The organism is Streptococcus nidrosiense (assembly GCF_042140045.1).
GTDB classification, from domain to species: domain Bacteria; phylum Bacillota; class Bacilli; order Lactobacillales; family Streptococcaceae; genus Streptococcus; species Streptococcus nidrosiense.
The window spans coordinates 9,626-26,063 of sequence record NZ_CP152419.1 but is presented as its reverse complement, the minus strand read 5'-3'; the positions used below and the strand labels follow the sequence as shown (position 1 = coordinate 26,063).

At 42.3% G+C, this 16,438-nt stretch carries 3 protein-coding genes; all 3 read left to right on the top strand.

The annotated features are described in order from the left end of the window. Positions 1 to 77 precede the first annotated feature (77 nt). The 3 genes from AAFQ93_RS00110 to AAFQ93_RS00100 are packed head-to-tail and all read left to right on the top strand — an operon-like array spanning position 78 to position 16,300. Positions 78 to 8,729: a hypothetical protein gene (locus AAFQ93_RS00110; RefSeq protein WP_375555307.1), complete on the top strand. Its 8,652-nt coding sequence runs from the start codon at positions 78 to 80 to the stop codon at positions 8,727 to 8,729. Further along, a complete protein-coding gene (locus AAFQ93_RS00105; RefSeq protein ID WP_375555306.1) occupies positions 8,710 to 9,270 on the top strand; it encodes a hypothetical protein in 561 nt (186 codons plus the stop codon). Before AAFQ93_RS00110 ends, AAFQ93_RS00105 begins: the two co-directional genes overlap by 20 nt. Then, entirely contained in the window at positions 9,251 to 16,300 is a 7,050-nt protein-coding gene (locus AAFQ93_RS00100) for an Ig-like domain-containing protein (protein ID WP_375555305.1), read from the top strand. The genes AAFQ93_RS00105 and AAFQ93_RS00100 overlap by 20 nt, the downstream gene beginning before the upstream one ends. Positions 16,301 to 16,438: the final 138 nt, after the last annotated feature.

The window sequence follows — 16,438 nt, the reverse complement described above, 5'->3', positions numbered from 1 at the left end:
CTATATATCAGGGGTGATGTATAATGAAATTGTATGTAGGAAACATGCTTTTATTTTTTATAAAAGGAGACAATGTCATGTATTTTAATCGTAAAAATGCAACTCAAAAGAATTGGCGTATGATTAAAAAAGGAAAACACTTCCTTTTTGGTTGTTCGCTTGTTTTTGCAGTTGGGGCAACTTTGGTGACTCCGACAGTTAAGGCAGATACGGTTGCTGGTAAGGGGGAGGTAGAAACTACCACTACCAACTCGGATAGCAAGGCCAGCCCTGATGAAGAGGTGGGGACTTATAAAGCACCCGCTACTGTAGCAGCTCAACCGGCAGCAGTTGAAGAGGCAGTTGTAGCAGAGAAACCAACAGTCAAAGTGGTTAACAAGGAAGCCTTGACTCAGTTGGTGACAGAAGTGAAAGGTTTAGATAAAGCAGGAAAGACAGAAGATTCTCTTTCACGCTTAAACACAGCGCTTGAACAGGCTCAAAAAGTTTTGGAAAATGCAGAAGCTAGCCAAGACCAAGTAGATGCAGCGGTTGCTAGTCTCAAAGAGGCAGTAGCTCAGCTTGCTACCAAAGAAGAAAAAGCAGCAACAGTTGCAACAGAAGAAGCTGTAGCAACAGAAGAAAAAATTGTAGCAGCAGAGGAAAATGCAGAAGCCACAGAAGATAAAGCTGTACCAACAGACGAAACAACAGAAGTTTCAGCTACCCAACCTAAATCAAGAAGTCGTAGAGCGGCAGGACAAGATCGCTCTATGGAAGGAAGAGATATTAAATATGTCTGGCAAAATAGACAACCTACGTTTAATGGTGGAAATCCAACTCAACGTGCTAAGATCGAGTACAGACAGTTGGATGACTACGAGGTTGTAAACGGTAAGACAGTTACGACGGATCCATCTGGTCAAGGACGCCCAGTCTTGGAATGGACTGTAACCTTCAATGAGGCCCAGTATGATAAACCAGGAAGCTACTGGTATTTCACAATCCCTAAAAACGTATCGGATCCTTATAATGTTGTTACAGACTATGACGGTGTTTACATAGATCGATATGGTTGGAAGGATGCAAATAAGGAATCTGATGCTGGGAGAGCAGGCGTAGAAGGGGTTCAGTATATTGACGCTGGCAATAAACTTGAGATGCGTGTGAAAAACACTACCGGAGCTAGAGAATATAATCAAGTCGATGGTTTGAGTGGTGTTATGGGCGATTCCAAGAAGGTCTATGTTCTTCAAACAAGTATTTATTCTGGTATTCGTAAGTTTACTGTTCGCTACCGTACTGTAGTTGAAGATCCGTCTCAAACAATTTCTTATCTTGCAGGTGTCGAATCATCAGGGAACCTACCAAGATTTAACTGGAATGCGATCTCAGGTAAGTACGACAAGCACTTGGTTAGTCAGGTTGCAACACCAAGCGTAACTCCAAACTTGACCAATACTTCTGTCAACGTTCCTGTTCAGACAGTAGCTTCGACTTCAAGCACTCTTTCAGGTACAGGAACTCCAGGGGCAACTATCAAACTTTATATTGATGGTCGTGAACAAAATATCGGCAATGTCACTGTTGACAACGATGGAAACTGGACTACAGGAGAGCTTCCAACAGCCTTGAACAACAACCAAGGTGATGGTACAACTATTAAACCACGTCAAATAGTACAGGTGAGTCAAACTGTGAACGGAACTGAAAGTAGTCGCCGTACAGTACCGGTATCTGTCGGTATGACAACAGTTGAACCTTCAAGCTTGTCTACTAATCAAGATGCTGTTATTGCAGGGCAAAAAGAGGTGACTCTTAAGGTTCCTCACGATGCAGGGATTGCTTACTTGCGCTATACAAATACTGCAGGACAAACAGTTGAGATTCCAGTTAAACGTGACAATGCCTCAGCTGCATGGGTGTCACAGAAGTCAGATAAGGCAACTGTAAAATCATACGCACATGGTAAGTTTGAAGATACGATTGTCCTTACAATGGCTGATAAGATTGCTGGTACAGAAGTATCATCTATCTCAAACGTGGTGGAAGGTGGTTTCTCAAGTGTGGCTGGATGGGAACCACGCTCAGTAGAAAACCAAGCACCAACTATTGCATCAGCAGTTGAAGGAAACGAAAAAACTGTTGCTCAAGGTGCTCAACTTGACCTTGCATCTCTTGTGACAGTAGCAGATAAAGAAGATGATGCTCAAGCAACCCTAGGTGATAAGGTTCATGCTGAAGTTGTTTCAGTAAATGGTAACACAGCAACTAAGACAGTTGATACAAATACCCAAGGCACTTACACAGTTAAGTATAAAGCCGTTGATAGCCAAGGTAAAGAGTCAGGTGAGATTGAAGTTACTGTAGTTGTAAATCCTGCACGTCAAAACGAGGCTCCAACAGTAGAGATTCCGTACTCTAATAAAGCTGATAAAGAAGTTTATGTATATGGTGGGGAAGAAAACTCATTCGATATCAAGTTCAAAGATGATAGCGGAAAAATTGCAAGTGCTACTGTAAAACAAGGAGGTAACAAGGACTTTGGTTCTGTTGCTGGCGAAGCAGATACCATCAACACTCAATATGGATTTAAAGCAAATGTTATCTCTAGTGAAACACCAGCAACAGCAGATGCACCAGCAGTTATTACTTATAGAGGTACACCAGCAGCGACAGATGGTTTGACACAAGATAGACTAACTGCAGCAACTAAAGGCGAAAATCCAGATGGTTTGGTTTTAGGCTGGCGTTATGCCACTGCGACTGATACTGATGGTGCCCTTATTGAAAATAAAGCCACAGGTGGCTCAACTGCAACTGACCCAGGTGCATTCCGTGTCGTGCTTAAGCCACAAAATCAAAAATATGATATTGCAACTCCGACCGAAAAAGTTACTGTAGCAGATCCAGCTAACGTAACCGAAGCTGAGCTAGCTAAAATCAAAGAAAAAGTACAACTTGAGTACTCTAAAAACAACGATGATGCTAACTTAGCAGACAAAAAAGGTACAACAGCTGATAAAACTAATAAGATTCAATCAGTCACAAAAGATGACAATGGAAATCTTGTAGTAACTTATACAGATGGCTCAATAGATAAAAAACCATTATCAGAGTTTGTAAACGTAGCTCCAACAGTAGAAATTCCTTACTCAAACAAAGATACTAAAGAAGTTTATGTATACGGTGGGGAAGAAAACTCATTCGATATCAAGTTCAAAGATGATAGCGGAAAAATTGCAAGTGCTACTGTAAAACAAGGAGGTAACAAGGACTTTGGTTCTGTTGCTGGCGAAGCAGATACCATCAACACTCAATATGGCTTTAAAGCAAATGTTATCTCTAGTGAAACACCCGCAACAGCAGATGCACCAGCAGTCATTACTTATAGAGGTACTCCGGCAGCGACAGATGGTTTGACACAAGACAGACTAACTGCAGCAACTAAGGGAGAAAATCCAGCTGGTTTGCCTTTAGGATGGCGTTATGCGACTGCAACTGATACAGATGGTGCACTGATTGAGAATAAAGCCACAGGTGGCTCAACTACAACTGACCCAGGCGCATTCCGTGTCGTGCTTAAGCCACAAAATCAAAAATATGATATTGCAACTCCGACCGAAAAAGTTACTGTAGCAGATCCAGCTAACGTAACAGAAGCTGAGCTAGCTAAAATCAAAGAAAAAGTACAACTTGAGTACTCTAAAAACAACGATGATGCGAACTTAGCAGGCAAAAAAGGTACACCAGCTGATAAAACTAATAAGATTCAATCAGTCACAAAAGATGACAATGGAAATCTTGTAGTAACTTATACAGATGGCTCTATAGATAAAAAACCATTATCAGAATTTGTAAACGTAGCTCCAACAGTTGAACTTCCATACTCAAATGAAGCTAATAAACAAATCTATGTTTATACAGGTGAAAACACTGATCTAACTTTCAAAGGTACGGATGAAAAAGAAGTTAAAGATCTTTACCTACGTGGACCTGGAGATGTTTCATGGAATAACGCGAATAAATATGGATTTACAACAGGTAAAGTTGAAAATGGCGCAGTGACTGGAGAAGGTTCAGTATCTGAAGATAAGACATCAGCTACTATCAAGATGACTGGTACTACAAACCTTAAAGCTGGTCAAGAGTGGACAAGTTTTATCGTTTCTAAAGACAACAATGGCGAACTTTCAAACACTGATTACAGAGCGCTAGATGTAGATCCTAACGCTAAAGAAAAACCAGGATATGTTCGATTTGTAGTTAAAAATCAAACATCTAAATACGATATAGCAACTCCAGCTCCAGCTGATAAAGTTGAAGTAGCAGATCCAACTAAGGTAACAGACGCTGAGTTAGATAAAATCAAAGAAAAACTGCAAATTGAGTATGCTCAAACTAATGATGATGCCAACTTTGCAGACAAAAAAGGTAAAACTGTAGATGCTGAAGATGCTAAGACTAAGATTAAATCAGTAGAAAAAGATAACGCTGGAAATCTTGTAGTAACATACACTGACGGTTCTACAGATAAAAAACCATTATCAGATTTTGTAGTCAAAGATACCACAACACCAGCGAAACCAAGCACACCAGTTGTAGATACAGACCTTACAGGTAAAGCAGGAACTAAGACACCAGTTGAAGTGACAGCAGAACCAGGTACTAAGGTAGAATTGTTCGACAAAGATGGTAACAAGATTGGTGAAGGCGTAGCTGATGAAAATGGTAAAGCTAAAATCACACCAACTGTAGATATTCCAGAAGGTAATGTGACAGCTAAAGCTACAAAAGATGGTCAAACATCAGATGCAAGCGCACCAAAAGAAGCTACAGCAGCAACACCAGCGAAACCAAGCACACCAGTTGTAGATACAGACCTTACAGGTAAAGCAGGAACTAAGACACCAGTTGAAGTGACAGCAGAACCAGGTACTAAGGTAGAATTGTTCGACAAAGATGGTAACAAGATTGGTGAAGGCGTAGCTGATGAAAATGGTAAAGCTAAAATCACACCAACTGTAGATATTCCAGAAGGTAATGTGACAGCTAAAGCTACAAAAGATGGTCAAACATCAGATGCAAGCGCACCAAAAGAAGCTACAGCAGCAACACCAGCGAAACCAAGCACACCAGTTGTAGATACAGACCTTACAGGTAAAGCAGGAACTAAGACACCAGTTGAAGTGACAGCAGAACCAGGTACTAAGGTAGAATTGTTCGACAAAGATGGTAACAAGATTGGTGAAGGCGTAGCTGATGAAAATGGTAAAGCTAAAATCACACCAACTGTAGATATTCCAGAAGGTAATGTGACAGCTAAAGCTACAAAAGATGGTCAAACATCAGATGCAAGCGCACCAAAAGAAGCTACAGCAGCAACACCAGCGAAACCAAGCACACCAGTTGTAGATACAGACCTTACAGGTAAAGCAGGAACTAAGACACCAGTTGAAGTGACAGCAGAACCAGGTACTAAGGTAGAATTGTTCGACAAAGATGGTAACAAGATTGGTGAAGGCGTAGCTGATGAAAATGGTAAAGCTAAAATCACACCAACTGTAGATATTCCAGAAGGTAATGTGACAGCTAAAGCTACAAAAGATGGTCAAACATCAGATGCAAGCGCACCAAAAGAAGCTACAGCAGCAACACCAGCGAAACCAAGCACACCAGTTGTAGATACAGACCTTACAGGTAAAGCAGGAACTAAGACACCAGTTGAAGTGACAGCAGAACCAGGTACTAAGGTAGAATTGTTCGACAAAGATGGTAACAAGATTGGTGAAGGCGTAGCTGATGAAAATGGTAAAGCTAAAATCACACCAACTGTAGATATTCCAGAAGGTAATGTGACAGCTAAAGCTACAAAAGATGGTCAAACATCAGATGCAAGCGCACCAAAAGAAGCTACAGCAGCAACACCAGCGAAACCAAGCACACCAGTTGTAGATACAGACCTTACAGGTAAAGCAGGAACTAAGACACCAGTTGAAGTGACAGCAGAACCAGGTACTAAGGTAGAATTGTTCGACAAAGATGGTAACAAGATTGGTGAAGGCGTAGCTGATGAAAATGGTAAAGCTAAAATCACACCAACTGTAGATATTCCAGAAGGTAATGTGACAGCTAAAGCTACAAAAGATGGTCAAACATCAGATGCAAGCGCACCAAAAGAAGCTACAGCAGCAACACCAGCGAAACCAAGCACACCAGTTGTAGATACAGACCTTACAGGTAAAGCAGGAACTAAGACACCAGTTGAAGTGACAGCAGAACCAGGTACTAAGGTAGAATTGTTCGACAAAGATGGTAACAAGATTGGTGAAGGCGTAGCTGATGAAAATGGTAAAGCTAAAATCACACCAACTGTAGATATTCCAGAAGGTAATGTGACAGCTAAAGCTACAAAAGATGGTCAAACATCAGATGCAAGCGCACCAAAAGAAGCTACAGCAGCAACACCAGCGAAACCAAGCACACCAGTTGTAGATACAGACCTTACAGGTAAAGCAGGAACTAAGACACCAGTTGAAGTGACAGCAGAACCAGGTACTAAGGTAGAATTGTTCGACAAAGATGGTAACAAGATTGGTGAAGGCGTAGCTGATGAAAATGGTAAAGCTAAAATCACACCAACTGTAGATATTCCAGAAGGTAATGTGACAGCTAAAGCTACAAAAGATGGTCAAACATCAGATGCAAGCGCACCAAAAGAAGCTACAGCAGCAACACCAGCGAAACCAAGCACACCAGTTGTAGATACAGACCTTACAGGTAAAGCAGGAACTAAGACACCAGTTGAAGTGACAGCAGAACCAGGTACTAAGGTAGAATTGTTCGACAAAGATGGTAACAAGATTGGTGAAGGCGTAGCTGATGAAAATGGTAAAGCTAAAATCACACCAACTGTAGATATTCCAGAAGGTAATGTGACAGCTAAAGCTACAAAAGATGGTCAAACATCAGATGCAAGCGCACCAAAAGAAGCTACAGCAGCAACACCAGCGAAACCAAGCACACCAGTTGTAGATACAGACCTTACAGGTAAAGCAGGAACTAAGACACCAGTTGAAGTGACAGCAGAACCAGGTACTAAGGTAGAATTGTTCGACAAAGATGGTAACAAGATTGGTGAAGGCGTAGCTGATGAAAATGGTAAAGCTAAAATCACACCAACTGTAGATATTCCAGAAGGTAATGTGACAGCTAAAGCTACAAAAGATGGTCAAACATCAGATGCAAGCGCACCAAAAGAAGCTACAGCAGCAACACCAGCGAAACCAAGCACACCAGTTGTAGATACAGACCTTACAGGTAAAGCAGGAACTAAGACACCAGTTGAAGTGACAGCAGAACCAGGTACTAAGGTAGAATTGTTCGACAAAGATGGTAACAAGATTGGTGAAGGCGTAGCTGATGAAAATGGTAAAGCTAAAATCACACCAACTGTAGATATTCCAGAAGGTAATGTGACAGCTAAAGCTACAAAAGATGGTCAAACATCAGATGCAAGCGCACCAAAAGAAGCTACAGCAGCAACACCAGCGAAACCAAGCACACCAGTTGTAGATACAGACCTTACAGGTAAAGCAGGAACTAAGACACCAGTTGAAGTGACAGCAGAACCAGGTACTAAGGTAGAATTGTTCGACAAAGATGGTAACAAGATTGGTGAAGGCGTAGCTGATGAAAATGGTAAAGCTAAAATCACACCAACTGTAGATATTCCAGAAGGTAATGTGACAGCTAAAGCTACAAAAGATGGTCAAACATCAGATGCAAGCGCACCAAAAGAAGCTACAGCAGCAACACCAGCGAAACCAAGCACACCAGTTGTAGATACAGACCTTACAGGTAAAGCAGGAACTAAGACACCAGTTGAAGTGACAGCAGAACCAGGTACTAAGGTAGAATTGTTCGACAAAGATGGTAACAAGATTGGTGAAGGCGTAGCTGATGAAAATGGTAAAGCTAAAATCACACCAACTGTAGATATTCCAGAAGGTAATGTGACAGCTAAAGCTACAAAAGATGGTCAAACATCAGATGCAAGCGCACCAAAAGAAGCTACAGCAGCAACACCAGCGAAACCAAGCACACCAGTTGTAGATACAGACCTTACAGGTAAAGCAGGAACTAAGACACCAGTTGAAGTGACAGCAGAACCAGGTACTAAGGTAGAATTGTTCGACAAAGATGGTAACAAGATTGGTGAAGGCGTAGCTGATGAAAATGGTAAAGCTAAAATCACACCAACTGTAGATATTCCAGAAGGTAATGTGACAGCTAAAGCTACAAAAGATGGTCAAACATCAGATGCAAGCGCACCAAAAGAAGCTACAGCAGCAACACCAGCGAAACCAAGCACACCAGTTGTAGATACAGACCTTACAGGTAAAGCAGGAACTAAGACACCAGTTGAAGTGACAGCAGAACCAGGTACTAAGGTAGAATTGTTCGACAAAGATGGTAACAAGATTGGTGAAGGCGTAGCTGATGAAAATGGTAAAGCTAAAATCACACCAACTGTAGATATTCCAGAAGGTAATGTGACAGCTAAAGCTACAAAAGATGGTCAAACATCAGATGCAAGCGCACCAAAAGAAGCTACAGCAGCAACACCAGCGAAACCAAGCACACCAGTTGTAGATACAGACCTTACAGGTAAAGCAGGAACTAAGACACCAGTTGAAGTGACAGCAGAACCAGGTACTAAAGGTAGAATTGTTCGACAAAGATGGTAACAAGATTGGTGAAGGCGTAGCTGATGAAAATGGTAAAGCTAAAATCACACCAACTGTAGATATTCCAGAAGGTAATGTGACAGCTAAAGCTACAAAAGATGGTCAAACATCAGATGCAAGCGCACCAAAAGAAGCTACAGCAGCAACACCAGCGAAACCAAGCACACCAGTTGTAGATACAGACCTTACAGGTAAAGCAGGAACTAAGACACCAGTTGAAGTGACAGCAGAACCAGGTACTAAGGTAGAATTGTTCGACAAAGATGGTAACAAGATTGGTGAAGGCGTAGCTGATGAAAATGGTAAAGCTAAAATCACACCAACTGTAGATATTCCAGAAGGTAATGTGACAGCTAAAGCTACAAAAGATGGTCAAACATCAGATGCAAGCGCACCAAAAGAAGCTACAGCAGCAACACCAGCGAAACCAAGCACACCAGTTGTAGATACAGACCTTACAGGTAAAGCAGGAACTAAGACACCAGTTGAAGTGACAGCAGAACCAGGTACTAAAGGTAGAATTGTTCGACAAAGATGGTAACAAGATTGGTGAAGGCGTAGCTGATGAAAATGGTAAAGCTAAAATCACACCAACTGTAGATATTCCAGAAGGTAATGTGACAGCTAAAGCTACAAAAGATGGTCAAACATCAGATGCAAGCGCACCAAAAGAAGCTACAGCAGCAACACCAGCGAAACCAAGCACACCAGTTGTAGATACAGACCTTACAGGTAAAGCAGGAACTAAGACACCAGTTGAAGTGACAGCAGAACCAGGTACTAAGGTAGAATTGTTCGACAAAGATGGTAACAAGATTGGTGAAGGCGTAGCTGATGAAAATGGTAAAGCTAAAATCACACCAACTGTAGATATTCCAGAAGGTAATGTGACAGCTAAAGCTACAAAAGATGGTCAAACATCAGATGCAAGCGCACCAAAAGAAGCTACAGCAGCAACACCAGCGAAACCAAGCACACCAGTTGTAGATACAGACCTTACAGGTAAAGCAGGAACTAAGACACCAGTTGAAGTGACAGCAGAACCAGGTACTAAGGTAGAATTGTTCGACAAAGATGGTAACAAGATTGGTGAAGGCGTAGCTGATGAAAATGGTAAAGCTAAAATCACACCAACTGTAGATATTCCAGAAGGTAATGTGACAGCTAAAGCTACAAAAGATGGTCAAACATCAGATGCAAGCGCACCAAAAGAAGCTACAGCAGCAACACCAGCGAAACCAAGCACACCAGTTGTAGATACAGACCTTACAGGTAAAGCTGGAACTAAGACTCCGGTTGAAGTGACAGCAGAACCAGGCTCAACAGTTGCCCTTTACGATAAAGACGGTAACAAGATTGGTGAAGGTACAGCAGGCCCAGATGGTAAAGTTACAATCACACCAGATGTAGATATTCCAGCAGGCCCAGTAACAGCTAAAGCTACGAAAGATGGTCAAACATCAGACGCAAGCACACCAAAAGAAGCTACAGCAGCAACACCAGCTAAACCAAGCCAACCAGTAGTCGATACAGACCTTGCAGGTAAAGCTGGCACTAAGACTCCGGTTGAAGTGACTGCAGAACCAGGCTCAACAGTTGCCCTTTACGATAAAGACGGTAACAAGATTGGTGAAGGTACAGCAGGCCCAGATGGTAAAGTTACAATCACACCAGATGTAGATATTCCAGCAGGCCCAGTAACAGCTAAAGCTACGAAAGATGGTCAAACATCAGACGCAAGCACACCAAAAGAAGCTACAGCAGCAACACCAGCGAAACCAAGCACACCAGTTGTAGATACAGACCTTACAGGTAAAGCTGGCACTAAGACTCCGGTTGAAGTGACTGCAGAACCAGGCTCAACAGTTGCCCTTTACGATAAAGACGGTAACAAGATTGGTGAAGGTACAGCAGGCCCAGATGGTAAAGTTACAATCACACCAGATGTAGATATTCCAGCAGGCCCAGTAACAGCTAAAGCTACGAAAGATGGTCAAACATCAGACGCAAGCACACCAAAAGAAGCTACAGCAGCAACACCAGCGAAACCAAGCACACCAGTTGTAGATACAGACCTTACAGGTAAAGCAGGAACTAAGACACCAGTTGAAGTGACAGCAGAACCAGGTACTAAGGTAGAATTGTTCGACAAAGATGGTAACAAGATTGGTGAAGGCGTAGCTGATGAAAATGGTAAAGCTAAAATCACACCAACTGTAGATATTCCAGAAGGTAATGTGACAGCTAAAGCTACAAAAGATGGTCAAACATCAGATGCAAGCGCACCAAAAGAAGCTACAGCAGCAACACCAGCTAAACCAAGCCAACCAGTAGTCGATACAGACCTTGCAGGTAAAGCTGGCACTAAGACTCCGGTTGAAGTGACTGCAGAACCAGGCTCAACAGTTGCCCTTTACGATAAAGACGGTAACAAGATTGGTGAAGGTACAGCAGGCCCAGATGGTAAAGTTACAATCACACCAGATGTAGATATTCCAGCAGGCCCAGTAACAGCTAAAGCTACGAAAGATGGTCAAACATCAGACGCAAGCACACCAAAAGAAGCTACAGCAGCAACACCAGCTAAACCAAGCCAACCAGTAGTCGATACAGACCTTGCAGGTAAAGCTGGCACTAAGACTCCGGTTGAAGTGACTGCAAAACCAGGCTCAACAGTTGCCCTTTACGATAAAGACGGTAACAAGATTGGTGAAGGTACAGCAGGCCCAGATGGTAAAGTTACAATCACACCAGATGTAGATATTCCAGCAGGCCCAGTAATAGCTAAAGCTACGAAAGATGGTCAAACATCAGACGCAAGCACACCAAAAGAAGCTACAGCAGCAACACCAGCTAAACCAAGCCAACCAGTAGTCGATACAGACCTTGCAGGTAAAGCTGGAACTAAGACTCCGGTTGAAGTGACTGCAGAACCAGGTTCTAAGGTTGAAATGTATGATAAAGATGGTAACAAGATTGGTGAAGGCGTAGCTGATGAAAACGGTAAAGCAACCATCACCCCAACAGTAGATATTCCAGAAGGTAATGTGACAGTTGTGGCAAGTAAGGATGGTCAAACACCAGAAGCTAGTGATCCAGTTCAAGCAACAACACCATCAACACCAGATACCACAGCACCAGCGAAACCAGTTGTAACAACAGATCTAACAGGTAAAGCCGGAACTAAGACTCCAGTTGAAGTGACAGCAGAACCAGGATCAACAGTTAAGTTGTTCGACAAAGATGGTAACAAGATTGGTGAAGGCGTAGCTGATAACAATGGTAAAGCAACCATCACCCCAACAGTAGACCTACCAGCCGGTGGCGTAACAGCGACAGCAACAGACCCATCAGGCAATGTATCAGATCCAAGTGATGCTGCGACAGCAACAACACCATCAACACCAGATACCACAGCACCAGCGAAACCAGTTGTAACAACAGATCTAACAGGTAAAGCCGGAACTAAGACCCCAGTTGAAGTGACAGCAGAACCAGGATCAACAGTTAAGTTGTTCGATAAAGACGGCAACAAGATTGGTGAAGGCGTAGCTGATAACAATGGTAAAGCAACCATCATCCCAACCGTTGATATTCCAGCCGGTGGCGTAACAGCAACAGCAACAGACCCATCAGGCAATGTATCAGATCCAAGTGATACAGCGACAGTAACAACTCAACCAGAAATCACAACAGACCTTACAGGAAAAGCTGGCACTAAGACTCCAGTTGAAGTGACAGCAGAACCAGGTTCTAAGGTTGAAATGTATGATAAAGATGGTAACAAGATTGGTGAAGGCGTAGCTGATGAAAACGGTAAAGCAACCATCACCCCAACAGTAGATATTCCAGAAGGTAATGTGACAGTTGTGGCAAGTAAGGATGGTCAAACACCAGAAGCTAGTGATCCAGTTCAAGCAACAACACCATCAACACCAGATACCACAGCACCAGCGAAACCAGTTGTAACAACAGATCTAACAGGTAAAGCCGGAACTAAGACTCCAGTTGAAGTGACAGCAGAACCAGGATCAACAGTTAAGTTGTTCGACAAAGATGGTAACAAGATTGGTGAAGGCGTAGCTGATAACAATGGTAAAGCAACCATCACACCAACCGTTGATATTCCAGCCGGTGGCGTAACAGCAACAGCAACAGACCCATCAGGAAATACATCAGACGCAAGTGAACCAAAAGAAACTACGGCAGCAACCCCAAGCGATAAAGCCGTTAAAGATCCATCGGTAACACCTGTTACAGATCCAAGCAACTTGACTGATGCCGAAAAAGCTAAGGTATCGGACGAAGTTAAGAAATCAAACCCTACAGTAAGCAAGGTAGAAGTTGGAAACGACGGTACCGCAACAGTAACTTACCCAGATGGTACAACAGCTGTAATCCCAGCAGATAAGACAGTTAAGAAATCAGATGATAAAGTCGTAACGGATCCATCAGTAACCCCAGTTACAGATTCAAGCAACTTGACTGATGCCGAAAAAGCCAAAGTATCGGACGAAGTTGAGAAATCAAACCCTACAGTAAGTAAGGTAGAAGTTGGTAACGACGGCACAACAACTGTAACTTACCCAGATGGCACAACAGCTGTAATCCCAGCAGATAAGACAGTTAAGAAATCAGATGATAAAGTTGTTAAGGATCCATCAGTAACCCCAGTTACAGATCCAAGCAACTTGACTGATGCGGAAAAAGGTAAAGTAGCGGACGAAGTTAAGAAATCAAACCCAACAGTAACTGATGTTAAGGTTGACAAAGATGGCACAACAACAGTAACTTACCCAGATGGTACAACAGCCGTTATTCCAGCAGATAAGACAGTTAAGAAATCAGATGATAAAGGTACTAAGGATCCATCAGTAACCCCAGTTACAAATCCAAGCAACTTGACTGATGCGGAAAAAGCTAAAGTCGCAGAAGAAGTTAAGAAAGCTAACCCAACAGTAACTGACGTTAAGGTTGACAACGATGGTACAACAACTGTAACTTACCCAGATGGCACAACAGCTGTGATCCCAGCAGATAAGACCGTTAAGAAATCAGCTGACAAATCTGTTAAGGATCCATCAGTAACCCCAGTTACAGATCCAAGCAACTTGACTGATGCGGAAAAAGCTAAAGTGGCCGACGAAGTTAAGAAATCAAACCCTACAGTAAGTAAGGTAGAAGTTGGCAACGATGGTACAACAACTGTAACTTACCCAGATGGCACAACAGCTGTAATCCCAGCAGATAAGACAGTTAAGAAATCATCTGATAAATCTGTTAAGGATCCATCAGTAACCCCAGTTACAGATCCAAGCAACTTGACTGATGCGGAAAAAGCTAAAGTGGCCGACGAAGTTAAGAAATCAAACCCTACAGTAAGTAAGGTAGAAGTTGGCAACGATGGTACAACAACTGTAACTTACCCAGATGGCACAACAGCTGTAATCCCAGCAGATAAGACAGTTAAGAAATCATCTGATAAATCTGTTAAGGATCCATCAGTAACCCCAGTTACAGATCCAAGCAACTTGACTGATGCGGAAAAAGCTAAAGTGGCCGACGAAGTTAAGAAATCAAACCCTACAGTAAGTAAGGTAGAAGTTGGCAACGATGGTACAACAACTGTAACTTACCCAGATGGCACAACAGCTGTAATCCCAGCAGATAAGACAGTTAAGAAATCATCTGATAAATCTGTTAAGGATCCATCAGTAACCCCAGTTACAGATCCAAGCAACTTGACTGATGCGGAAAAAGCCAAGGTAGCGGACGAAGTTAAGAAATCAAACCCTACAGTAAGTAAGGTAGAAGTTGGCAACGACGGTACAACAACTGTAACTTACCCAGATGGTACAACAGCAGTAGTTCCAGCAGATAAGACAGTTAAGAAATCAGATGATAAAGCTGTCAAGGATCCATCAGTAACCCCAGTTACAGATCCAAGCAACTTGACTGATGCGGAAAAAGCTAAAGTGGCCGACGAAGTTAAGAAATCAAACCCTACAGTAAGTAAGGTAGAGGTTGGCAACGATGGTACAACAACTGTAACTTACCCAGATGGTACAACAGCCGTTATCCCAGCAGATAAGACAGTTAAGAAATCAGCTGATAAAGTAGTTACAAATCCATCAGTAACTCCGGTTACAGATCCAAGCAACTTGACAGATGCCGAAAAAGCTAAAGTAGCGGACGAAGTTAAGAAAGCTAACCCAACTGCGAAAGATATCAAGGTTAACAAAGACGGATCAGTAGTTGTAACCTTTGAAGATGGCACAACAGCTGTAATTCCAGCAGATAAGACAGTTAAGAAATCAGCTGATAAGGTAGTTACAAATCCATCAGTAACTCCGGTTACAGATCCAAGCAACTTGACAGATGCCGAAAAAGCTAAAGTAGCTGAAGAAGTTAAGAAAGCTAACCCAACTGCGAAAGATATCAAGGTTAATAAAGACGGATCAGTAGTTGTAACCTTTGAAGATGGTACAACAGCCGTTATCCCAGCAGATAAGACAGTTAAGAAATCAGCTGATAAAGTAGTTACAAATCCATCAGTAACCCCAGTTACAGATCCAAGCAACTTGACTGACGCCGAAAAGGCTAAAGTAGCGGACGAAGTTAAGAAAGCTAACCCAACCGCGAAAGATATCAAGGTTAACAAAGACGGATCAGTAGTTGTAACCTTTGAAGATGGTACAACAGCTGTTATTCCAGCAGATAAGACAGTTAAGAAATCATCAGACAAAGCTAAGGAATCAGATGGAGTTAAGAATCCATCAGTAACTCCGGTTACAGATCCAAGCAACTTGACTGATGCCGAAAAAGCTAAAGTAGCGGACGAAGTTAAGAAAGCTAACCCAACTGCGAAAGATATCAAGGTTAACAAAGACGGATCAGTAGTTGTAACCTTTGAAGATGGTACAACAGCTGTTATTCCAGCAGATAAGACAGTTAAGAAATCATCAGACAAAGCTAAGGAATCAGATGGAGTTAAGAATCCATCAGTAACTCCGGTTACAGATCCAAGCAACTTGACTGATGCCGAAAAAGCTAAAGTAGCGGACGAAGTTAAGAAAGCTAACCCAACTGCGAAAGATATCAAGGTTAACAAAGACGGATCGGTAGTTGTAACCTTTGAAGATGGTACAACAGCTGTTATCCCAGCAGATAAGACTGTTAAGAAATCATCAGACAAAGCTAAGGAATCAGATGGGGTTAAGAATCCATCAGTAACTCCGGTTACAGATCCAAGCAACTTGACTGACGCCGAAAAGGCTAAAGTAGCGGACGAAGTTAAGAAAGCTAACCCAACTGCGACAGATGTTAAGGTTAACAATGACGGATCAGTAGTTGTAACCTTTGCGGACGGATCAGTAGCAACAATTGCAGCTAATAAAGTTGTTAAGGAAGCAACTAAAGAGTCATCTGCTCAAGCACCAGCTAAGAAAGCAGGAGCGAAAGAATTGCCAAACACTGGTACAAAACAATCTAGCGCTTCACTTGGACTAGCACTTCTTGCAGCAGTGACAGGAGGACTCCTCATCGCTAAAAAACGCGAGGAAGAAGAGTAAATAAAAAGCTCAAATAAAGTAAAACTGAGAATGATTATTCTTTGATACTGCTAGAAAAACCGTAAGAAGAAATTCTTACGGTTTTTTGATTTCAAGGCTCGTTTTACTACTATTTGAAGTCAGATAAATTAAATTTTT